At 58.1% G+C, this 20255-nt stretch carries 33 protein-coding genes, 1 tRNA gene and 1 pseudogene; 11 read left to right on the forward strand and 24 right to left on the reverse strand.

The window, feature by feature from the left end; all coding sequences use genetic code 11:
* Window positions 1-91: 91 nt before the first annotated feature.
* Together HX846_RS02880 and HX846_RS02885 are read left to right on the forward strand one after the other, a co-directional pair.
* On the forward strand, window positions 92-274 hold the full coding sequence (locus tag HX846_RS02880) for a type II toxin-antitoxin system HicA family toxin (protein ID WP_085637950.1): 183 nt from the start codon (window positions 92-94) through the stop codon (window positions 272-274).
* Window positions 275-342: 68 nt separating this feature from the next.
* Entirely contained in the window at window positions 343-768 is a 426-nt protein-coding gene (locus HX846_RS02885) for a type II toxin-antitoxin system HicB family antitoxin (protein WP_178964943.1), read from the forward strand.
* Window positions 769-864: 96 nt separating this feature from the next.
* On the opposite strand, the gene HX846_RS02890 is transcribed toward HX846_RS02885, so the two are convergent.
* From HX846_RS02890 to HX846_RS02965, 16 genes are all read right to left on the reverse strand, one after another.
* Window positions 865-1080 (reverse strand): hypothetical protein, encoded by a 216-nt coding sequence (locus HX846_RS02890; RefSeq protein ID WP_177046977.1) that lies wholly within the window; start codon window positions 1078-1080, stop codon window positions 865-867.
* Between the two features lie 4 nt (window positions 1081-1084).
* Window positions 1085-1276: a hypothetical protein gene (locus tag HX846_RS02895; protein ID WP_178964944.1), complete on the reverse strand. Its 192-nt coding sequence runs from the start codon at window positions 1274-1276 to the stop codon at window positions 1085-1087.
* Window positions 1277-2423: 1147 nt separating this feature from the next.
* Window positions 2424-2969: a hypothetical protein gene (locus tag HX846_RS02900; protein ID WP_178964945.1), complete on the reverse strand. Its 546-nt coding sequence runs from the start codon at window positions 2967-2969 to the stop codon at window positions 2424-2426.
* The gene (locus HX846_RS02905; protein ID WP_178964946.1) at window positions 2966-3265 is read right to left on the reverse strand and encodes a hypothetical protein; all 300 of its coding nucleotides are present in this window, start codon (window positions 3263-3265) and stop codon (window positions 2966-2968) included. The genes HX846_RS02900 and HX846_RS02905 overlap by 4 nt, the downstream gene beginning before the upstream one ends.
* A complete protein-coding gene (locus tag HX846_RS02910) occupies window positions 3262-3660 on the reverse strand; it encodes a hypothetical protein (RefSeq protein ID WP_178964947.1) in 399 nt (132 codons plus the stop codon). The genes HX846_RS02905 and HX846_RS02910 overlap by 4 nt, the downstream gene beginning before the upstream one ends.
* Entirely contained in the window at window positions 3657-5030 is a 1374-nt protein-coding gene (locus HX846_RS02915) for a replicative DNA helicase (protein WP_178964948.1), read from the reverse strand. The genes HX846_RS02910 and HX846_RS02915 overlap by 4 nt, the downstream gene beginning before the upstream one ends.
* Window positions 5027-5857, reverse strand: a complete 831-nt coding sequence (locus tag HX846_RS02920; RefSeq protein WP_177070439.1) for an ATP-binding protein — start codon at window positions 5855-5857, stop codon at window positions 5027-5029. The genes HX846_RS02915 and HX846_RS02920 overlap by 4 nt, the downstream gene beginning before the upstream one ends.
* A complete protein-coding gene (locus tag HX846_RS02925) occupies window positions 5841-6578 on the reverse strand; it encodes a helix-turn-helix domain-containing protein (RefSeq protein WP_177070437.1) in 738 nt (245 codons plus the stop codon). Before HX846_RS02925 ends, HX846_RS02920 begins: the two co-directional genes overlap by 17 nt.
* Window positions 6575-6811, reverse strand: a complete 237-nt coding sequence (locus tag HX846_RS02930; protein WP_177070435.1) for a hypothetical protein — start codon at window positions 6809-6811, stop codon at window positions 6575-6577. Before HX846_RS02930 ends, HX846_RS02925 begins: the two co-directional genes overlap by 4 nt.
* Window positions 6808-7233 carry a hypothetical protein gene (locus HX846_RS02935; RefSeq protein ID WP_177070433.1) on the reverse strand — a complete coding sequence of 142 codons (426 nt, stop codon included), beginning with the start codon at window positions 7231-7233 and terminating at the stop codon, window positions 6808-6810. Before HX846_RS02935 ends, HX846_RS02930 begins: the two co-directional genes overlap by 4 nt.
* Window positions 7230-7628 (reverse strand): hypothetical protein, encoded by a 399-nt coding sequence (locus HX846_RS02940; protein WP_177070431.1) that lies wholly within the window; start codon window positions 7626-7628, stop codon window positions 7230-7232. Before HX846_RS02940 ends, HX846_RS02935 begins: the two co-directional genes overlap by 4 nt.
* Entirely contained in the window at window positions 7625-8392 is a 768-nt protein-coding gene (locus tag HX846_RS02945; protein WP_178964949.1) for a BRO family protein, read from the reverse strand. Before HX846_RS02945 ends, HX846_RS02940 begins: the two co-directional genes overlap by 4 nt.
* Complete coding sequence (locus HX846_RS02950; protein ID WP_178964950.1) at window positions 8389-8694, reverse strand: hypothetical protein; 306 nt, start codon at window positions 8692-8694, stop codon at window positions 8389-8391. Before HX846_RS02950 ends, HX846_RS02945 begins: the two co-directional genes overlap by 4 nt.
* Window positions 8691-8960, reverse strand: a complete 270-nt coding sequence (locus tag HX846_RS02955; protein ID WP_177070425.1) for a hypothetical protein — start codon at window positions 8958-8960, stop codon at window positions 8691-8693. Before HX846_RS02955 ends, HX846_RS02950 begins: the two co-directional genes overlap by 4 nt.
* Entirely contained in the window at window positions 8957-9289 is a 333-nt protein-coding gene (locus HX846_RS02960; protein WP_177070423.1) for a hypothetical protein, read from the reverse strand. The genes HX846_RS02955 and HX846_RS02960 overlap by 4 nt, the downstream gene beginning before the upstream one ends.
* Before the next feature lie 420 nt (window positions 9290-9709).
* On the reverse strand, window positions 9710-10009 hold the full coding sequence (locus tag HX846_RS02965) for a Cro/CI family transcriptional regulator (RefSeq protein ID WP_177070422.1): 300 nt from the start codon (window positions 10007-10009) through the stop codon (window positions 9710-9712).
* Window positions 10010-10116: 107 nt separating this feature from the next.
* On the opposite strand from HX846_RS02965, the gene HX846_RS02970 reads away from it, so the two are divergent.
* From HX846_RS02970 to HX846_RS03010, 9 genes and pseudogenes are all read left to right on the forward strand, one after another.
* Entirely contained in the window at window positions 10117-10911 is a 795-nt protein-coding gene (locus HX846_RS02970; protein ID WP_178964951.1) for a S24 family peptidase, read from the forward strand.
* Window positions 10912-11083: 172 nt separating this feature from the next.
* Window positions 11084-11314: pseudogene (locus tag HX846_RS02975) on the forward strand (response regulator transcription factor); the annotation flags it as partial.
* Window positions 11315-11466: 152 nt separating this feature from the next.
* Window positions 11467-11625 (forward strand): hypothetical protein, encoded by a 159-nt coding sequence (locus tag HX846_RS02980; protein ID WP_177021569.1) that lies wholly within the window; start codon window positions 11467-11469, stop codon window positions 11623-11625.
* A 41-nt stretch (window positions 11626-11666) separates the two neighbouring features.
* Complete coding sequence (locus HX846_RS02985; RefSeq protein WP_177070419.1) at window positions 11667-12119, forward strand: hypothetical protein; 453 nt, start codon at window positions 11667-11669, stop codon at window positions 12117-12119.
* A complete protein-coding gene (locus HX846_RS02990) occupies window positions 12116-12859 on the forward strand; it encodes a hypothetical protein (RefSeq protein ID WP_177070418.1) in 744 nt (247 codons plus the stop codon). Before HX846_RS02985 ends, HX846_RS02990 begins: the two co-directional genes overlap by 4 nt.
* Window positions 12856-13137 (forward strand): hypothetical protein, encoded by a 282-nt coding sequence (locus HX846_RS02995; RefSeq protein WP_178964952.1) that lies wholly within the window; start codon window positions 12856-12858, stop codon window positions 13135-13137. The genes HX846_RS02990 and HX846_RS02995 overlap by 4 nt, the downstream gene beginning before the upstream one ends.
* Window positions 13134-13301, forward strand: coding sequence for a hypothetical protein (locus HX846_RS03000; RefSeq protein ID WP_178964953.1), 168 nt, complete (start codon window positions 13134-13136; stop codon window positions 13299-13301). Before HX846_RS02995 ends, HX846_RS03000 begins: the two co-directional genes overlap by 4 nt.
* Before the next feature lie 31 nt (window positions 13302-13332).
* On the forward strand, window positions 13333-13545 hold the full coding sequence (locus HX846_RS03005) for a hypothetical protein (RefSeq protein ID WP_178964954.1): 213 nt from the start codon (window positions 13333-13335) through the stop codon (window positions 13543-13545).
* Complete coding sequence (locus HX846_RS03010) at window positions 13545-14660, forward strand: phage integrase Arm DNA-binding domain-containing protein (RefSeq protein ID WP_178964955.1); 1116 nt, start codon at window positions 13545-13547, stop codon at window positions 14658-14660. The genes HX846_RS03005 and HX846_RS03010 overlap by 1 nt, the downstream gene beginning before the upstream one ends.
* Here HX846_RS03010 and HX846_RS03015 read toward each other — a convergent pair whose 3' ends face one another.
* From HX846_RS03015 to rpmI, 8 genes are all read right to left on the reverse strand, one after another.
* Window positions 14661-15158 (reverse strand): hypothetical protein, encoded by a 498-nt coding sequence (locus tag HX846_RS03015; protein ID WP_178964956.1) that lies wholly within the window; start codon window positions 15156-15158, stop codon window positions 14661-14663.
* A 132-nt stretch (window positions 15159-15290) separates the two neighbouring features.
* Window positions 15291-15367 (reverse strand) — tRNA-Pro (locus HX846_RS03020).
* Between the two features lie 90 nt (window positions 15368-15457).
* Window positions 15458-15814, reverse strand: coding sequence for a MerR family transcriptional regulator (locus HX846_RS03025; RefSeq protein ID WP_003219935.1), 357 nt, complete (start codon window positions 15812-15814; stop codon window positions 15458-15460).
* Window positions 15795-16097, reverse strand: a complete 303-nt coding sequence (gene ihfA, locus HX846_RS03030) for an integration host factor subunit alpha (protein WP_002553164.1) — start codon at window positions 16095-16097, stop codon at window positions 15795-15797. Before ihfA ends, HX846_RS03025 begins: the two co-directional genes overlap by 20 nt.
* A 3-nt stretch (window positions 16098-16100) precedes the next feature.
* Window positions 16101-18479 carry a phenylalanine--tRNA ligase subunit beta gene (gene pheT / locus HX846_RS03035; RefSeq protein ID WP_178964957.1) on the reverse strand — a complete coding sequence of 793 codons (2379 nt, stop codon included), beginning with the start codon at window positions 18477-18479 and terminating at the stop codon, window positions 16101-16103.
* 26 nt (window positions 18480-18505) lie between these two features.
* The gene (gene pheS / locus HX846_RS03040; RefSeq protein ID WP_003219939.1) at window positions 18506-19522 is read right to left on the reverse strand and encodes a phenylalanine--tRNA ligase subunit alpha; all 1017 of its coding nucleotides are present in this window, start codon (window positions 19520-19522) and stop codon (window positions 18506-18508) included.
* Window positions 19523-19631: 109 nt separating this feature from the next.
* On the reverse strand, window positions 19632-19988 hold the full coding sequence (gene rplT / locus HX846_RS03045; RefSeq protein ID WP_003219940.1) for a 50S ribosomal protein L20: 357 nt from the start codon (window positions 19986-19988) through the stop codon (window positions 19632-19634).
* A 28-nt stretch (window positions 19989-20016) separates the two neighbouring features.
* The gene (gene rpmI, locus HX846_RS03050; RefSeq protein WP_002553160.1) at window positions 20017-20211 is read right to left on the reverse strand and encodes a 50S ribosomal protein L35; all 195 of its coding nucleotides are present in this window, start codon (window positions 20209-20211) and stop codon (window positions 20017-20019) included.
* Between the last annotated feature and the right edge of the window lie 44 nt (window positions 20212-20255).

Genomic DNA, 20255 nt, shown 5'->3' on the forward strand with positions numbered 1-20255 from the left:
CGGTGCTACTCCATAAAAAGAAAACTACAAAAGTGTTGTATTACTACAAAAGTGTTGTATATTGAGCCCACCTAAACAACGAGGCGAGGTGATGAAATACAGCGAGTTCAGACGATGGTTGAAGGCCCGCGGGGTGATCTTCGAAGCAGGCAAAGGTGGTAGCCACTTCAAGATCTACTACAACGGCAAGCAAACGGTCTTTGCGGATCACGGTTCAAAGGAAATGAAAGAACCGACCCGCAAAGGAATCATCAAACAGTTGGGGCTTGAATGAGCCCCAGCTCACTCGCATTCATCACCCACCAAACATTCAATAGAGGGCCGCCCGATGGAGGGCCAGAAATGTTTGACTACCCAGTAACTATTCACGAAGACGAAAACCCAGGTGTTGCTGTTACATGCGACGACCTACCAGAGTTCAACAGCGCGGGCGACGATATCGCCGATGCACTGCGGGAGTCGGTGGACGGCATCGAGACGGCCTTGTCGATCTATGTCGATCAGCGTCGTTCAATTCCTAAAGCGTCTGCTCCCGCCCCTGGCCAGCATGTCGTTCGCCTACCAGCAGTGACCGTGGCGAAAATCATCCTGTGGAACGAGATGATCTCGCGGGATATGCGAAAGGCCGATCTGTGCCGGTTGCTGGGCGTCCACCAGGCCCAAGGGGATCGCCTGGTCGACTTCCTGCACACATCGAAGATGGAGCAGCTGGAAAACGCCTTGGCCGCTCTCGGTAAACGCCTGTCGGTGTCTGTCGAGGCGGCGTGAATAGGTGCCAGGGCGAACCCTGGCGGTTTGTGCTTATGTGTCGTCATCTCGACGATACGGCACGTCGCTGCAACGCCTCACGGCGTGGCGGTGCAATCACCCCTGCTCGGGATTCTTTGGCTGAGTGACCGCTGGGGCCGTGGTGACAGTCACCTGGCCCTGGTACAGCGTCTTCAACTCAGCGACATAAACGGCTTGCTGCGGCGCCTGCTCGATCATTGCTTGAGCGCGGGCGTTCGCCTCGTCTTCTGTGTCGAACTGCGTTTGCAGTGGCGACTTCGGGAAGGGCTGAGGGATTACTACGTAAGGCATGGTGTCACCTGTCTGTTTGGCTGCCGGCAATCAATCGGCCGTTGATGAGGCATGTGTCAGCGTGCAAAACGAATGGCGGCTCTGCGGCCATCACGAGCGCGATCCGGCCATTGGCGCTGACCTCCAGGTCGTAATAGGCGCGGGCAACCGGACGCGATCCATGCTGCTGATCCGGCCTTTGCTCATCCTTGAGCATTCACCCACATAAAACTCGTTGATTGGCGGAAGGCGGAGGAGTCGAACCCCTACCGTTTCGAGCAGCACTGGGTTCAAACCGGCTTGCCTACCACTTGGCGCCGCCTTCCAGAGACGCAAAACCCCGCACGATGACGGGGCTCTTGAATGGGTGCAGGTGGCTGGTGCAATTTTCCAGCTCTGGTGGGGCAGATCGCCGGGTCACGTACCCCGCCCTCTCATCGCGTAGCCGCCCATTGTCCGCACGGGATTAGACGACGCCTCTACCGACTTAGCCCAGCTGCCTGGGCGATAACCTGCATAAAACAAACGGGCATTAGCTGCGCAATATGCGCAATTCCAATCCCCATCAAAATACACACAACCCGCGCAGCGTCTGCTTTTGCGCAAACTGCGCAGGTGCGCACCCACTGCGCAGAACTGCGCACCCTGGCTCAATGTGGGTTGATACAGATGGCGAGCCTGTCAGATCGCTGTCGTGGCGCTTCCCCCCAGTCCCCACGCTGACTGTTCCCCCTGCGCCGTCACTACTGCCGGCCGGGCTTTGTTCATCTGCATCGGGGGTTGATCGTCACCATTACGGGCCAGGACGGGCTGTGAACCGTTTCCCGACCCCGGGGGACCGAACCCCGTAAATCAACCTCCGATGAAGACGGCACCCATGCACGATTCACACGGGGTCAAACTGTGCATCAGCAATGCTGATGCCATGAATAGGCGCAGATGGCCGGCACTGATCTCCGGCTTTCGACGTGGTCCCCAATCTGCCAGATGGGTTGAACCTCGGTGATCGAGTCACCGAACCCGCCGTACTTTGCGTGCCACGACCTGGCATCGTCTCGCATCGTTAGCGCCTCAGCCTGCGCACTCATCTGCAAAAAATGCGTGTCTTCCCACGCTGCCCGCCAATACCACCCAGCATCAACTGGAGGTCATAGGTGCACTGGCTGCCGGCGTTCTTTCGTAACGCGTGACTTCCGGCCATACCGCGTCCAGGCACTGCCCGAAGGCCCACCCTGGCTGTGGCTCTCGCAACAAATTTTGGGCATAAAAAAACCCGACTCAATGGCCGGGCTTTCTGTTCGGGGCACCTACCTATGCACGCACCGAACCGCAGGCTAAGAATCTAAACGGTCACTCGGCCACTGTCAAGCAACGCTTTGCAGCAGGAGCCCATTTTCCTCGAGCAATGACTCTACGACGATGTGCGCTGCGTTCACCTGGTCATCGAGCCAGCGCATGGTCGTTGCCCTCCATCGACGGAGAGTACGATCCGGCGTACCGTCCGCGTCCCAGGTGTGGATCTCGTAGAAGTTGGCCGGTAGCCCTCGACGGCGCTCCGGCACCATCCAGGCCATAACGCACTTGGTCTTGAACAGGTGGTGCGCCGGGCTGACCACTCGGGGAATTAGGTAGCGGGCGGCCTCCTGGACCTCCCCCTCGTTCACCGAGTACTTGCCGGCCAGCGCGTGCCACTGTGCGTCTGCCAAGGTGCGCTTGAGCATTGCCCGTGTCATCGCATCCTGCGTTGTGCGCTCCTCCGGCGATAGCCCGTCATCAATCCGGCTGGTCAGCAACTCATCATCGGCGGATGCCTTGAATCGGTTCTGCCATGCCGGCTTAGAGGTGCCGTCGTGAATCTCGATCGACATCACTCGGCTGATGCAGTGTCCTGCGTCCTTGTAAATGCTCATGCTGCCCTCCGAATGCGGCGAGGTGGTGGGTTGTCATCCAGACCGAGCAGGTTGCGCAGCAGGAGGTCGGCGGTCTTGCTCTTGGCATTGCCCTCGGCTACCCAGCGTTTGCAGTAATCGCCGAACTCGATGTTGACCCTGGTGGCGTGCCAGCTGGCGACCATATCCAAGAGGCAAGCCATAGCGGCGGCACCGCCGAGTTTCTCCTTTACCAGGCTCTCGCCGGCGATCTTGAGGAATTTGCGCTCGTGTTCGAAAAGGCTCTTACGCGGCGATGCCGCAGTGACGTTACTCATTGAGGTATCCCCGCTTCAATAATCTGTTCGACCTCTTCGACGATTTGGTCAAAACGGCCTTCTGGCAATTCGTTTCGTAGAGCCCGGATCAGCATCTGGTCGCGGCTCTGCCAGTACGGATCGGTGCGGCTCGCCTCCGTCCTGAGTTGCTTCATGTGCACCAGTAGCCGCTGGCGATCGCGCCTGATGTGCTTAAGCGCGGCATTGGCCCTGTGGTACCAAACCGGATCAGCGTATTCGCCATCGGCTTGAGACTTTCCTTTCACAACTCCCAGCTGGCATTCAAGTCGAATTGAGTCGCGGCTCAATTCCTCGTCGAGGATTTCGCACTCGACGAGGGTGGACGGCATTTCACGCGGTCCGTTAAGGCTCGGCCTTGCGTTGGCGGTACTCATGCGTTCTTTCTCCCCCTGTACTGACTGGCGAAGGGGCGACTGATTTCAACCTCTTCCTGACTGGGCTCACGGCCCGCAAAGTTGACGAAGCGGGCGAACTTGCCCTGCTGCTGCACAACGCACGAACCGACCGGCGCGTGCCTGCACTTGGGCATGATCAGCTCGGTGACGCCGTTCTGGCCCTGCTCGTCATCCATGTCGCGGTGGACCAGAATGATGCAGTGGGCGTCAGCCTCGATCTGGCCAGAGTCGCGCAGGTCGGAAGCGATGGGCTTTTTCCCTGGGCGCTTGGTCGAATCGCGGTTTAGCTGGGCCAGCAAAATCACCGGCACCTCCAGCTCCTTGGCGATGTTGACGATCCCGGTAGATATCTTGCCGAGCTCGGCGGTGCGGTTGAACGCCTTGCCATCTGATCCGATCAGGCCGATGTAGTCGATCACCACCACGTCGAGGCCGTGTTTGCGCTTGACCTGGCGGCAGATGCTCCTGATACGCGCAACGGTAAGGCCCGACTTGTCGCTGACGTACAGAGGCCTATCGAGGATCTTGTTGACTGCCGAGGTCAGGCGCGGCCAGTCGTCATCCTGCAGTTGGCCGTTATCGAGAACCTGCAGATCTACGCTGCCCAGGGAAGCCAGTGCGCGGTTGGCCAGCTCTTCCTCGGGCATCTCCAATGAGAACACCATGCCAACGCCAAGACCCGAGCAGGCGATGTGCTGGGCGATCTGCAGGCCGAGCGTGGTCTTACCGCTCCCGGGCAGGCCGGCGACGATGGTCACGGTTTTTTTGCGCAGGCCGCGGATTAACTTGTCCAGATCTACCAGGCCAGTGGAGAGCCCCGACTGAACGGCGCCGTTGAACTTGGCGTCGATGATGTCAATGTTTCGCGTCACCACTTCGTCCATGCGTTTGTAATCCGGCTCGCCGGTGTCCAGGTCGCGAAGATCTGCCATCGCCTGCTGGGCGCCTGCGATGATCTCAGCCACTGGCCTGTTCTCGTTGGCCGATTCGCGCACGGCATCGGCCGCCTGCACCAGGCGACGAAGTACTGCTCGCTCCGTGACTGTCCGCGCGTAAGCCTTCCAGTTGGCCGTGCTGGGCGTGTTTTTGGCCAGTTCTCCGGCGTAGGCAATAGTCGCCCCGCCACTGGGAAGATATGGCCTAAAGTCGTGAAGGGTGACCGGGTCAACCGGTGCGCCAGTAGCGTGCAGGTCGAGCATTACCTGGAACAGCGCTGCGTTTTCCGGATCATGGAAGTCGGCGGTGGTCACGCTGGCCGTGATCGAATCAAACAGGTCGCCATTCAGCATCAGGGAGCCCAGCAGCGCGTGTTCCGCTTCGTCGCTGTACAGCTCGCGAAAGTCGTTCATGTGCGCCCCCGTGCCGAAGCCCAGGTGAAACCGGCCAGCAAGGCGCCGTTTTCGCGCAGCCGATCCAGTGCCCGAGCACCGATGTATTGCTCTAGGCTGGGGGCGCAGCACCCTTCCCCATCCGGCTTAGATGTCGGATGCAGGTTGGAGACCACCACGGTAGGGCGAACCAGGTTGTAGCGTTTGTCGATCACCTCATGTAGCACCGCCAGTTCGTATTGGGTGCCCGCCTGGGCGCCGACCTCATCAATGACCAGCAGGTCGAAGCTCGCCAGCTCATCAATCACATCGCCCTCGGTGTAGCCTGAGTCGCGGACCATGGAGCGCTTGAACACTCTGATAATCTCGGCGGCGGTAGTGATCACCGCGATCGCGTTCAGCCCGATGACTTGACGAACAATGCTGCAGGCCAGATGGGTCTTGCCGGTACCGACATTCCCGGTCAGGAGCAGATTGCGACCGGCAGCGAAGTGCTCGCCGAAGTTATCGGCATAGCCCTTGCACTTTTCAAGTGCTCCGACCATCTCCGGGGCGGTGGCACGGTAGGTAGCGAAGGTGCTATCCGAGAATCGAGGCGAGATGCCCGAGCCGACGAGCGCGCTGTTGAGGCGTTCGGCCGCAACCTGAGCCACGGCCAGGGTGTGCGCTTCGCTGCCAGGCTCCGCAACGCGCAGGCCATGGAACTGGCATTTCTTGCAGGGTCGGACCTGCATCGATCCGTCGAACTGTTCCACCTCGGTGCGAGACTCTACTTCCGGATGGTGCGGGCAGTTGCCAGAGAACGTTCGCAGTTCTGGCTGGCGGCGGAAATTAGAACGCTGGGCCATTGGGAGCCTCCTGCAAATACATGTCGTCGGTGTGGGCTGGCAGGTTGGTGAAGGCGGTCTGGCTGGTACCGGCCGGCTTGAGTACGTCGGTCCAGCGCTCTCCGTTTAGCCAGGTCGACGCCATCGGCACGTATTGCCCGTCATCCTTGGTCCAGTCGCGAGAAACGCGATGGTTGCCCAGAGCGGTCATCAGCACCTGGCGAAGTTCGGCGCTCGGCTTGAGCTTCTCCCAGGCCTTGCGGGCATCCTTCTTCGACTTCTTGTTGGGGTATAGCTTCCAGAACACTTCGAAGGCTTCGGCCAATTCCACTTCCGATTTGCACAAGGTTTTAGGTTCCTTGACTGGTTCAGAAGAGTGACTGGTTCTGGGGGCAGCTGCTGCCCCACCCCCTGGGTTATCTGCTGACCCAGGTGGGTTATCTGTTGCCCCACCCACTAGGGCAGATGCTGCCCCACCGTCGAGAGTCAGGTGAAAGAGATTTGACTGATTCAGCTCACCTTTACGGCGAAACTCACGACGGAGAAACCCGGCCTTTTCCAGTTCGCGAACATGCAACTTCACCGTCGAGCGACCGATCTCACATTGATCGGCAATGTGCTGGTACGACGGCCAGCACTCGCCCTGATCACTGGCGTTGTCGGCCAACTTGACCAGCACCAACTTACGGAGCGGGTTACCGACCTTCGTTTTCATGGCCTTGACCATCAGATCCATGCTCATATGTCCAGCTCCCGCGTTACGCGGGCAATGAACGCGTCATAGCTCTCGGTCATGACCACGCCGCGATCCTCCAGGGCGCCACGGGAAGCCTTCGCCATGGCGTAGACCTCCCAGCGGTCGCGCTCAGGCAGGTGGCGGCAATTGGAATAATTCGGCCAGGGGCCGGCGACCACTTCGGCAGTGGCTGCCAAATCAAGGGCTTCCCGGGTAGTTGAATCAGGCTTGTTGTTCATGGACGCACCTCCGTAGCTTTACCGGTGGCATTGCAGCGCGGGCACGGCTTAAAGCGGTTCCCGGTGTCGCGGCTCCAGCCGGAATACCATTGGCCAGTCCCCGCGCAGGCATGACAGCTGCCCGTTTCCGCCTCGTAGGCCGCCTTGGCCTGATCCATCTCGGCGCGCGTCACGACGCACTTGGTCAACACACAATCGCGCCAAGTAGGCAGCCCTTTGTGCTTGCCACTTTTGCGCGGGCGCGGGACGCCACCCTCAATCAGGCAGTCGTCGGTATCGCCAATCGCCTCAAACTTGCACCAGCGCCACTCGGGCGGCTGGCCAAGCTTCTTGCGTGCGACCACGTTGATCCAATCCGGCGGCATCGCTGGCTCAGGCTTCGATTCGCCGGCACCGAACAAATCGTTGGGTTGACTGGTCATTGCAGCGTCTCCCCGCCGGCGGCAAAGCGCTTGACAGGCGCCAGAATTTTGCGCGGCGCCGCCGGCGAAGCTGGTACCGCGAATGAGGCGTTGATCAGCAGCATCAGCTGAAACACAGCCTTATCAACCCGGCGCTTAGCGTTGTAGCGCTCACGCTTCGCCTTTCGCAGGGCCTCGCACGCGTCGTTGGTGTGCGCAATAACTCCTTCGTAGCGAGGGTCATCAAAGCGGATTCCGTGGTAATTCGGTTCTGGCTGACCGTGGGCACGGAAGTAGCGCCAGTACTCCTCGTTCAGTTCCTTTCGGCGTCGAGCAACAGCCAGGTTGGCCTGGTAGTGAGCGATCGACAGGTCGACGATCTGCGCCTTGAGTTCTTTCTGGGTGTACTTCTTCATGCGGGAGTCCTCTGGCGCAGCTTGAAGCGGCCTTGCTGAATGTCGGGATGGGTGGCGCGCGCGGCTGTGACAAAGGTGCACTCGGCGGCGAACCGGTCGAAGCGGCGGGTGATATCGGCGGTGGGCCAGATCGGATATGGCTGTGCACCGTCGTCAGCGTGGTTGCTACGCACCATGGCGAACGGCAGAGGCGCACCAGGGACATCGCGCATCACGGCGTTGATTACCCAGGGCGGAATGCCGTGCCGGAGGTTGATACGCTCGCGGATCGTGGTCATCGATTCAAAGCCGGCGGGCCTTGAGTCGAGGTAGCGAACCTGATCGACGTTGGCCACCCGGGTTTCGATCCGCTCCAGCGCCACTTGCTGCTCGGCCTGTTGGCGCTCGACGTTGATCACCGCTTGAGCCTGGGCCAACAGTTGTTCGCCAGGGGTCATAGGTCGCTGGTAGCTACCGGTCTTGCGGATGGTTGGCAGCGCGTCGTCGAACACCCATGCCTCGAACTCCTGCGCGGCCGGCATGGTGCTGTTGACGATTAGGCGCAAGGTGTCGCCTTCGGCAAGGACGCGCAAATCCTGCAAGCCGCCAGGCGTCTGAAGGGGGTAGCGTTTCACGACCCCCTTACAGTGCCGACCCATTGCATCACTGGAGTTCGCGTAACCCAGTAGGTCACACACGTCCTTACCGACAAACCATGCATCCCCGTGCTCATCGGTAATGACGCGAATCGCGGTGCCGCGAAAATCGAAAGGGATCAGGCTCATTGAACACCCCCACTTTCCCGCGCCACGTTTTCGGATTGCGCAGAACGTGGCGCCGGGTTCGCCTCACCGACTTCCTTGAAGTGATCAATCGCCGACTCAATGGAAGAGACTCCAGAGTCATCGAGATACTTGGCCAAGCCGGCGAGCACCCGAACATCCCGGCCTTGACCGTGCTCAACATTCATCGCGATGGCACGGGCAATCGCCCCGAGCCATTCGAGTTGTTCCTTGGCGCAGATCAGCTGGAACTCTGCCTCTGAAGCAACCGCATGGATTTCTGGCGCATTTTGGACAGCATTCACGCGGCACCTCCTGCCGCCGGATCGACCGCGGCATGTGAGGCGTAAACGAGCGCAAGAGCATTCTCGGCGGCGTAATACGCCAGGGTGGCCTGGTTGGATACGGCAGGAACGCACATCAATTCGCGCAGCCCAGCAGATACCGCCTCAAGCAAACTGGTTGCCGCATCAAGCGATTCATGGACGGGCACACCACCGGCCGCCGAGAGGACGGCGTGGCCGCCGCTGACCATGAACTCATGCTCAAGTGTGAGGGTTTGGGTTTTCATGCCTGCTCCCTCTCTGCGATTTCCGAAGGAAGGCCCTTCTGGACAGCCCAGAGCAGCGCGCTGACGCTATCGGCCACATACTTCAAAGTGGCCATACCGTCGCAATAAACCATCTCGCCGTAGTTCAGGCTCTCGTGCATGTGCTGGCAGATCTGGCCGAGGCCAGAAGCGAGGGTGCGCGCCTGCTGAATTGCATCACGGGAGCAGATACCGGGAGCGACTTGGAGCATGTACTCCCCCTTGTTATCAATAGGGGTTTCGCAAAAACCGACTTCAGTTGTCAGGGTCTCTTGCGCAGTTTGTTGGGCAGTGCTATTTTTCGGGTGCATGAACTCGTCCTCCAACAGACGAAGAAGTACTGAAACGCTTGTCCAACCAAGCGCTGGTGAAGAAGCCCGCCTCCAACAGCGGGCTTTTTTGTGCGTGTCTTTCAGGTCCAACCCATCGTTACACGACACAAAAATATGCGACCCCCTCCCCTGAGAGGTTTGCTGCCTACCCTGGTCGGGCGGCGGGGATAGATGCCTGGGCGCGCATATCGCGTCCTCCTAAAGTGGAACTCATATCTAAGTAGTGCTGGGCGACTGCCCCGCAACGGCTAAGTGATTCATTGGAAATATGAAATCTGCCCGATACACCATTTACTTTGGCGCATATGGCGCCCGCGCATGCGCAGAAATGGAGTTTTCGCATGCGAAAACCTGCCATCTTCGGAAACGCCTCCGAAGAAATGTCGGAGGGAGCAGCCGTCACTGAACAACACCAGGCTGGGTACTGGATGAATTCACAGCAGCGATAGCAGTCTGCCCAACAGCACTGACTTGACCCACAATGTCTTCAAGGTCGAGGGGAGCCTTTTCCCGGCTCCCACCGGATGGGAACCCTTTGAACTCCAGGGCAGAAAAAACACCGGGAGCGCGCTCAGAAACCAAAATCAAACGACCGGACTTGAGAGCCTTGCTGATCGTGGTCTGACTGGAACCTAAGATTCTTGCTGCTTCGTCCTGACCGCGATCAGACACAAAGTCACTGAGGAGGATGGGCGTCATGGGCTCACCTAAAATTGGCACATGCCGCGAAAGATAACCTGCGGTGTTTTTATTGTAAACACCGCAGGTTTTTTGTTTTTCAACACCGAAGGTTATAGGCTTGCGGGATGAAGAAAAGACTGCTCACAGACACCGAACTCGCGGAGTGCAACGCACTCAAGCGGATCTATAACGCGAAGAAGAAAGAGCTTGGCCTGAGCCAGGAGAAGGTCGCAGAGGCGTTTGGCATGTCCCAAACGGCGATCAGCATGTACTTAAATGGCTTGAACGCCTTGAATGTAATGAGCGCTGCCCGGTTCTCCAGCCTGTTGAAAGAGCCAGTTTCTTCTTTCAGCCCGAGAATCGCCGGCACCATTGAGCGTTTGGCGAAAATCAACGTAACGACCGATGCAACGCCGGAGAATATTGACGAGGGAGTATCGCTAAGCCCTATCAAGGTTTGGGACGATGCCACCCCCCTCAGTGACGATGAGGTTTACGTCCCATTTCTCAGGGAGGTCGAGCTGGACGCTGGGTCTGGTCGATACTCCATTGAGGATAATGACTCCTCACTTCTGAGATTCGCCAAACGTGATTTGCGAAACAACAACGTGCAGTTCTCCAACGCACGCTGTGTAACTGTGCGCGGAAACAGCATGTTTCCGGTGCTTCGCGACGGAGCAACAGTCGGTGTTAACACAGGCAAAACATCCATCGGAGAAGTGGTCGATGGCGATCTGTATGCAATTAACCACAACGGGCAGCTGCGCGTGAAGCAGCTCTACAGGCTGCCCACCGGCTTGCGATTCCGCAGTTTCAACCGCGACGAGTATCCCGACGAGGACTACACCTATCAGGACATTCAGGACCAGCAAATATCGCTGATAGGACACGTATTCTGGTGGGGTATGTTCGCCAGGTAGCTGTCTTCGCAAAAACCCAAGCCGCCCTGAGCGGCTTTTTTTTCGCCCAAAAAAACACCGCAGGTGCGTGCTAAGAGCAACACCGCAAGAATAAATAAAACCGCTGGTGTTGACACAAAATAAAACCGCAAGTAATGTTAATCCCATCGAGACCCCGTATGGAGCAACCATCATGATCACCATCACCGCCGGCAAATGGGAAGGAACACTGGGCCAAGGCCTTGCCCCCCGAGAGCTGGAAGCCACTCTCTACGCGGCAGCAGACTTGACCGCTAAAGAGATCGCACGGCTGATGGGCATCACTCCAAGGACCGTCTCAAAGCGTTTGGACGACGCGAAGTTCAAGCTGGGTGTGCGCAGCATTCGTGGACTAGTGATGGAGGCCTACCGGCGCGGCCTGATTCGATCCTGCCCTCCAGACCCGAAACAGACTGGCTCTGAACACGAAGGCGTCTTCCTGGCCTGATTGCTCGCCTCGTTAGGCGGAAAAAACAAACAGCAGTTTTGCGAAAGCCAAAAGCGCGGCCGGGATTCGCTCGGCCGAAGGAAAGTGAAATGGAAACCTACGAAGAGAGCTGGCCGACCGTCGTCACCCGCGCAGAGGCCCTGGCAGAAGTGAAAAAGCACGGATCAAGCGTCGATGAGTTCGACGAAGACCTCGGTGTTCACGAGCAATACAAGTCGGCAGATGTCCTCGCCTGGCTCGGCTACTAACCCCCCTCCACCATCATCAAAGTCAACAGCAGGAGTTGGACATGGACCGTAAGAAATTCAACCTCTGGAGGTCGCTCCGGAAACTGATCATCGGCGCAGTTGTGGCTGCAGTTCTTAGTGCTGTGCTGTCGATGACGGCTCCTGATGTTGTCAGCCCTTCATGCGGCGAGAATGCGATGTTTGCGTTTCTGTTAATTGCGCTTTCAGCAGGTATGTACGGCATTTTCGCCATGCTTGGCCTTGCCGATAAAGATGACGCGGAAACACCGGCGGGTATGCACGAAGTTGCGGCTGAATCGCTACACATCGACCAACGCGTAAAGATGGCAGCGAATGCTCGACGCTACGAGTTCTTGCGAGACGTCGCATTCAACCTGACGCTGCCGATCAAGGTGCGTGACTTCTACGGCAATCTGCTCGTTAAGGACGACCTGGACAGCGAGCTTGATCGTGTCATGAGAGCGTTCGCCGTCGGCGAGGATGTGCAGCAATGAAGCGCCGCCAGATCTCCCCGGCCGCCCTGCCCGCTATCGGCCAGCCGTTCGCCGGCGGCTTCTACGCTGGCCGCATCTTTTTCGAGGGCGCCGAATTCGCGCTGATTGATGCTGGGCGCGAATTTGAGACCACCGCACACTGGTGGGACCAAGAAGGACCGAAACCGCGAATCCGTGGTACTCAAAGCCGTTACGACGGCATGACCAACACTAAGGCCATGGCCGAAGAAGGCAGCGCCATCGCCCGCAAGGTGCTGGGTATGAACGTGCGCGGTTCCTGGGGATGGCATATCCCGAGCATTGAAGAACTGAACATCTTGCGCTCCAACCTGCTCCAGCTCGAGGACTGGGGGCGCGATAGCCTTGGAGCTAAGCACGACGCCCCCAACGCTTTCGCCTGCACCCACACCTATTGGTCCAGCACGCAGAAGGAAGGATCGGCCACAGCCTGGTGCATGCATATGCTCCCGTGGAGCTATCCCGACAGCAACTGGGTTAGTCAGTGCAAGGGCATCCGCCCGGTGAAGGTATTGCAGATAAAATCCGACGCCTTTGTGCATGAGCCTTCGACCGATATTGCTACGACCGTAGCAGTTTGTGACCTGGGTGGCTTGACCGCGAGCCCAGCCGTAGCCGAGGTGCTGGGCCAGTTCATCAACGAGGACACCGGCCGCTTCTACGGGCGAACCGACGACCTGCTGGCCCAGTTGGCGATGATCGCCGGGGAGGCTCGCCAATGAAAATCAACTTCGCCATGATCCTGCTGCTGATCGTTGGCCAGGCCACCGCCGGCGAGCAATTGATCGACGTCCAGCACGACAGCGTACGCGGTGTCACCTGCTGGATTCTGAACAATACCGGCATCAGCTGCTTGCCGGACAGTTCGCTCCTACAGACGCCCACCAGCACTACCAACGACGAAAGCCTGGCGGGATGGGCTTCTCTAGCGAACATTGAGGGGGGAAAAGGGCAATTGCCCACCACTCCGCTCCCGCCGAAAAAGGGGTTCCAGCTATGAGCCGCAGCAACGGGCCGGTGGGCCAGCGCCTGATCGAACTGTTCAACGCCCTGCAGCGCAGGGATACCACCTTCGGCCAGATATACGCCATATCGGCATCGTGCGGCATCGACGCTCGCCGGGTACTGGCTGATCACTTCATGCGGAGTGCCGGTCGTGGGTAAGCATAAGATCGCAAAACGAAGGGGGGTAGGCATGCGAAAAGAGCTCATAAAAATCAGCGAATTCCAACGTCGGCGCTGGGGTGAAAACGGCACCCCGCCTTGCTCGCAGGCAATTCGCAATTACATCCGCAACGGCATGGTGCCGGGCGAGCAAATAGGAAAACTCTGGTACGTTGATTGGGCTGCGTTCAACGCGTCCAACGGTAACGACCTTGTCGCAATGGTATTGAAAGGAGGTGCATGATGTCCCCACGGCCGCGCAACGCTGCGAACAAGAGCCTTCCGCAGAACCTGTATTACGATGCGCGGCGCGGCACCTACCGGTATCGCCGGCCAACAGACGGCAAGTGGTTCCAGTTCGGCGCCGACCGCATCAAGGCAATCGACGCCGCCAAACAGTTGAATCTGGAGTTCATGCGCGGCGCTGACTTGGTCGGCGCCGTAATGTCCGCATCGTCTGAATCGTTCTCCACCTTCCTCGACACCTACGAGCGAGAAGTGCTGCCGCCGCGCGAGCTGGCCAAGGGCACGCTCAGCCTGTACGCGGTGCACTTCAGGCGCTTCCGCCGACAGTTCGAGGGAAAGGGGGTCGACCAGATATCAATTCGCATGGTTGCGGAGATGTTAGACGCACTCACGCCCCGCACAGCGAACCAGTGCCGGGCACTTCTGACGGACATTTTCAACCACGCCGCGGCAAAAGGCCTATGCCCGGACAATCCAGCGGCGAGCACGATCAACCGGATCGAGAAGAAACTGCGCAAGCGCCACACCGTAGATGGGCTGAAAACTATCCGCGAAAAAGCACCGGCTTGGCTACAGAACGCAATCGACCTGGCACTGATCACCGCCCAGCGACGAACCGATATCTTGGACATGCGTTTCGATGGAGTTCGGGATGGGTTTCTCTACGTTGTGCAGAAGAAGACAGCCAGGGCCGGCGACGCCGCCTGGATTCGCTTTCGAGTGACGCCGGAACTTCAAACGGTCATCAGCCGGTGCCGAGATGATGTCGTCTCGCCGTACCTGGTACACCGAAAACCGGACCGGCTAAAACAGAAGCAAGCACAGACAAAGGACCACTGGACGAAGGTTGAGGAGCGTTATTTGACGCGAGCATTCAAGGAGGCCAGGGAGGCGGCGAGCTGCTACGCGGGATGGAAGGAAGAGGAGATGCCAGGCTTTCACGAAGTGCGAGCGCTGTCGCTACACCTGTACAAGAAAGCAGGAAAAGATGGGCAAAAGATCGCAGGCCATGCGAGCGAGGGCATGACCAAAAACTATCAGAGAGACCACGAAGAAATCATCTGGTCTGAGGCGATTCCAGATCTGGATATCAGCGAGATAGCCGGAAAGTGACTATTTTTTCGGGATATTTCTAAAGTCTTCTCCATTTTTGTGCGTTACACCGACCTGAAGTATGAAGTTAAACGCCCCTAGGATATATGTCAGGCACTCAACGAAACCTAATGATGAAGTGTTGCCCGGGCCCCGTGAACTTACAGCCTCTACTATTGCGGCCTTATGGCTATCTAACTTGGTCGAATCCGGGTCAAGTGCATGAGCCATCATATTCCGAATGCGATTGATTTTTTCGCATAGCGTCCAAAGCTCGGCCATCCCACCGATATTGATGGCGGTCGGATACAAGGCCCTAGATAAATCCAGAATCTGAGCAAACGATAAGCGAGAGTCTTTCAGGAAGCCAGGCTGAGGAACCATTTCTGAGCAGAAATCTCGCAGCATTTCCTCAAGCAAGAGATGACATTTCAGGACGAGTGTTATGTCATCCATTTGCGGCGTAAAGTGCTTTTCGAACCGTTCATCATTCTTCAGGCTGAACTCGAGATTGACCATAAACCGCCTATCAAACGCTGAATTTGGTTGTCAGTTTTGCGCAAGTTTTGCGCGAGTTTTGCGCGAGTTTTGCGCACCCCAGAAACAAGAAAGGGGATCAAACACCTAAGTGATTGATCCCCTTACAAAATATGGTCGGGACGGAGTGATTCGAACACTCGACCCCTAGCACCCCATGCTAGTGCGCTACCGGACTGCGCTACGCCCCGACTAGGCGTGTTACTGGGTTCGCTTCGCAACGAAGCGATCAGGAATATACCGCAAGCTTTTGAAATGTGGAAGTATTTTAAAAGCCGGAATTACTTCTTCAAAACCACCAGCACATCTTCGAGTTCGGAGATCATCTGGCGGATCATTTGCTTGTATTGGGTGGTGTCGTCTTTGGCTTCATCACCGGACATACGCTGGCGCGCGCCGCTGATGGTAAACCCCTGGTCGTACAGCAACGCACGGATCTGTCGGATCATCAGCACATCCTGGCGCTGATAATACCGACGGTTCCCGGTGCGTTTGACGGGGTTGAGTTGAGGAAACTCCTGCTCCCAATAGCGCAGCACGTGCGGCTTTACCGCACAGAGCTCGCTGACTTCACCAATGGTGAAGTAGCGTTTGCCTGGGATGACGGGCAGTTCGTCGTTATGACTTGGTTCCAGCATAAGCCTCAACTCGGGCCTTCAACTTCTGCCCTGGACGAAAGGTGACCACACGGCGAGCCGTGATCGGGATTTCTTCTCCCGTTTTTGGATTGCGGCCAGGCCGCTGGCGTTTGTCCCGCAGGTCAAAATTGCCGAAACCGGACAATTTGACCTGTTCGTTGTCTTCAAGTGCGTGCCTGATTTCTTCAAAGAACAGCTCGACCAATTCCTTGGCCTCGCGCTTGTTCAGGCCCAGCTCTTCATACAGACGTTCCGCCATCTCAGCTTTCGTCAAAGCCCCCATACGTCACTTCCTTAACGTGGCGTTCAACCTTTGTTCGAGCGAGGTGAGGATATTTTGCGTCGTCGTATTCACCTCATCGTCATTAAGAGTGCGCGATGGATGCTGCCAGGTCAAGCCAACTGCAAGGCTTTTTCTATGCGGATCAATGCCTTTACCCTGATAGACGTCAAATAGCCTGAGGTCTGTCAGCCATTCCCCTGCATTTTCACGGATTACGTCCAGAACAGCACTGGCCGCAACACCTTGATCGGCAATCAGCGCCAGATCACGTCGTACTTCAGGGAAACGCGACAACTCGCTGAATTTAGGCATTTTGCCCGAGGCCACTTCAGCCAAGACTAGCTCAAAAACGAAGACTGGACGGTCCAGCCCCAAGGTTTTCGACAGTTCCGGGTGAATCGCGCCAACGAAGCCCACCAGGCGACCTTCACGTTCGATACGGGCGGCCTGGCCCGGGTGCAACGCCGGGTGTTTGCCAGGGGTGAAAGTGAAGGCATCCAGCGCACCGGCAAAGCCCAGCACCGCTTCCACATCGGCCTTGACGTCGAAGAAGTCGACGGTGTCGCGACCTTGTGCCCAGCCTTCCGGCAGACGGCTGCCGCAAACCACGCCAGCCAGCATCGGCTCTTGCTTCAGGCCATCCAACTGACCGACAAAACGCAGCCCGCTTTCGAACATCCGCACGCGGTCTTGTTGACGGTTCAGGTTGTGGGAAAGCGCCTTCACCAGACCCGGCCACAGCGACGAGCGCATGGCGGCCATGTCGTTGGAGATCGGGTTAGCCAGCAACAGCGGCTCGACACCCGGGTTGAACAGTTCGAATTGCTTTGGATCGATGAAGCTGTAGGTCACCGCTTCCTGATAACCACGGGCAACCAGCAGGCGACGCAGTTCCGGCAGGTGTGCACGGGCTTCGGCTTTCGGCTGCGGCGCCAGGCGCGCTTGCGGGTAACGAACCGGCAGGCGGTTGTAGCCGTACAGGCGGGCCAGTTCTTCGATCAGGTCGACTTCCAGGCTGATATCGAAGCGATGGCTTGGCACTTCTACGTGCCACTGCCCTGCTTCACCGGCCGAGATGCCGAGGCCGAGTGCCGACAGCAGGCGCTCGATTTCAACCGGCTCGATCACCAGGCCGAGCATTTGCTCAACGGCCTTGGCGCGCAGGATGATCGGTGCAACCGACGGCAGGTGCTGTTCGCTGACGGTTTCGATGATCGGGCCGGCTTCGCCGCCAGTGATTTCCAGCAGCAGGCCAGTGGCGCGCTCCATGGCTTCACGGGCCAGCTGCCAGTCCACGCCACGCTCGTAGCGGTGCGAGGCGTCGGTGTGCAGGCCATAGGAACGGGCCTTGCCAGCGATGGCGATCTGATCGAAAAAAGCGCTTTCGAGAAAGATGTCGCGAGTGGTTGCGGACACGCCACTGTGCTCACCCCCCATCACGCCGGCAATCGCCAGGGCGCGGGAATGGTCAGCGATCACCAGGGTGTCGGCACGCAGGCTAACTTCCTGGCCGTCGAGCAGTATCAGCTTCTCGCCTTCCTCGGCCATGCGCACGCGGATGCCGCCGTTGATTTCGGCGAGATCGAAGGCGTGCAGCGGTTGGCCCAGTTCCAGCATCACGTAGTTGGTGATGTCGACGGCAGCGTCGATGCTGCGCACTTCGGAACGGCGCAGGCGCTCAACCATCCACAGCGGGGTTGGCTTGGACAGGTCGACGTTACGGATCACGCGACCCAAGTAACGTGGGCAGGCGTTGGGAGCCAGCACTTCGATCGAACGCACTTCGTCGTGCACGGCAGGTACCGCTGCAACCACCGGGCGGGTCACGGTCGCGGCGTACAGTGCGCCGACTTCACGCGCCAGGCCCGCCAGCGACAGGCAGTCGCCGCGGTTCGGGGTCAGGTCGACCTCGATGCTGGCATCTTCCAGTTCCAGATAGACACGGATGTCCTGGCCCACTGGCGCGTCGGCCGGCAGTTCCATCAGGCCATCGTTGCCTTCACCGACCTGCAGTTCCGCCTGGGAGCACAGCATGCCGTTGGACTCAACGCCACGCAGCTTGGCCTTCTTGATCTTGAAGTCGCCTGGCAGCTCGGCACCGATCATGGCGAACGGGATTTTCAGGCCCGGGCGCACGTTTGGCGCTCCGCACACGACCTGGAAGGTTTCCGCGCCGTTGCTGACCTGGCACACACGCAACTTGTCAGCGTCCGGGTGTTGCTCGGTGCTCAGCACCTCGCCCACTACCACGCCACTGAAAACACCGGCGGCCGGCGTAACGCTATCGACCTCAAGGCCGGCCATCGACAGACGAGCAACCAGCTCGTCGCGACTTACCTGCGGGCTTACCCAGCCACGCAGCCATTGTTCACTGAATTTCATCCTGCTCTCCTAAAGATCCGTTACGACTAGCGAAATTGCGCGAGGAACCGCAAGTCGTTGTCGAAGAACAGACGCAAGTCGTTCACGCCGTAACGCAGCATGGCCAGACGCTCAACGCCCATGCCGAAGGCAAAGCCCGAGAATTCTTCCGGGTCGATCCCGGACATGCGCAGTACGTTGGGGTGAACCATGCCGCAACCCATCACTTCCAGCCAGCCGGTCTGTTTGCAGACGCGGCAGCCTTTACCGCTGCACATCACGCATTCCATATCGACTTCAGCGGATGGCTCGGTGAACGGGAAGAATGAAGGACGGAAACGTACCGCCAGCTCCTTCTCGAAGAACACCCGCAGGAACTCTTCGATGGTGCCTTTGAGGTCGGCGAAGTTGATGTCGCGATCAACCAGCAGGCCTTCGACCTGGTGGAACATCGGCGAGTGGGTGATATCGGAGTCGCTGCGATACACACGGCCTGGGCAGACGATGCGGATCGGCGGCTTCTGCGATTCCATGGTGCGGACCTGTACCGGCGAGGTATGGGTGCGCAGCAGCATGTTCGCGTTGAAATAGAAGGTGTCATGCATCGACCGGGCCGGGTGGTGGCCTGGGATGTTGAGCGCCTCGAAGTTGTGATAGTCGTCTTCGACCTCAGGGCCTTCGGCAATGCCGTAGCCGATGTGGGTGAAGAACTGCTCGATACGTTCCAGAGTCCGGGTAATCGGATGCAGGCCGCCCGAGGTCTGGCCACGGCCAGGCAGGGTCACGTCAATGGATTCGGCGGCGAGCTTGGCCGCAAGATCAGCCTCCTCGAGCGACGCCTTGCGCGCATTGAGAACCTCTGTAACACGCTCCTTGGCCACGTTGATCAGCGCACCGACTTGCGGACGCTCTTCAGCCGGCAAATTCCCCAGGGTCTTCATCACCTGAGTCAATTCACCCTTTTTGCCAAGGTAGTGAACCCGGATTTGCTCCAGGGCATTGATATCTTCTGCGCTTTGCACAGCCTCTAGTGCTTGAGAGACCAGCGCATCCAGGTTTTCCATGTACAGACTCCAGATACAAAATAGGGGAAGAGCTTGAAGGCTCTTCCCCTATTTAAGACGTTTAACACCGTGGGCCGCGGAAGCGACCCAGGGTGACTGTCGGGGGTACTTAAGCCAAGGTGGCTTTAGCTTTCTCGACAATCGCAGCAAACGCCGCTTTTTCGTTCACTGCCAGATCAGCCAGAACCTTACGGTCGATCTCGATGGACGCTTTTTTCAGGCCAGCGATGAAACGGCTGTAGGACAGACCGTTAACACGTGCACCAGCGTTGATACGAGCGATCCACAGAGCGCGGAACTGACGTTTTTTCTGACGACGGTCACGGTAGGCGTATTGGCCAGCCTTGATAACCGCTTGCTTGGCAACACGGAATACGCGTGAACGCGCGCCGTAGTAGCCTTTAGCAAGTTTCAGAATTTTCTTGTGGCGCTTACGCGCCATGACGCCACGCTTTACACGAGCCATGAGTTACTTCCTCTATTCTTGACTAAAATTAACGAAGGCGCAGCATGCGCTCGACTTTTGCCACGTCAGACGGATGCAGCAAGCTGCTACCGCGCAGTTGACGCTTACGCTTGGTCGACATTTTAGTCAGGATGTGGCTCTTGAAAGCGTGCTTGTGCTTGATACCGTTAGCAGTTTTCAGAAACCGCTTAGCAGCACCACTTTTAGTTTTCATCTTTGGCATGTTCGGTACTCCGCATTCAGTTGATAAACATAATCAGAAGGCCT

This window comes from Pseudomonas sp. K5002 (assembly GCF_013386655.1).
GTDB lineage: Bacteria > Pseudomonadota > Gammaproteobacteria > Pseudomonadales > Pseudomonadaceae > Aquipseudomonas.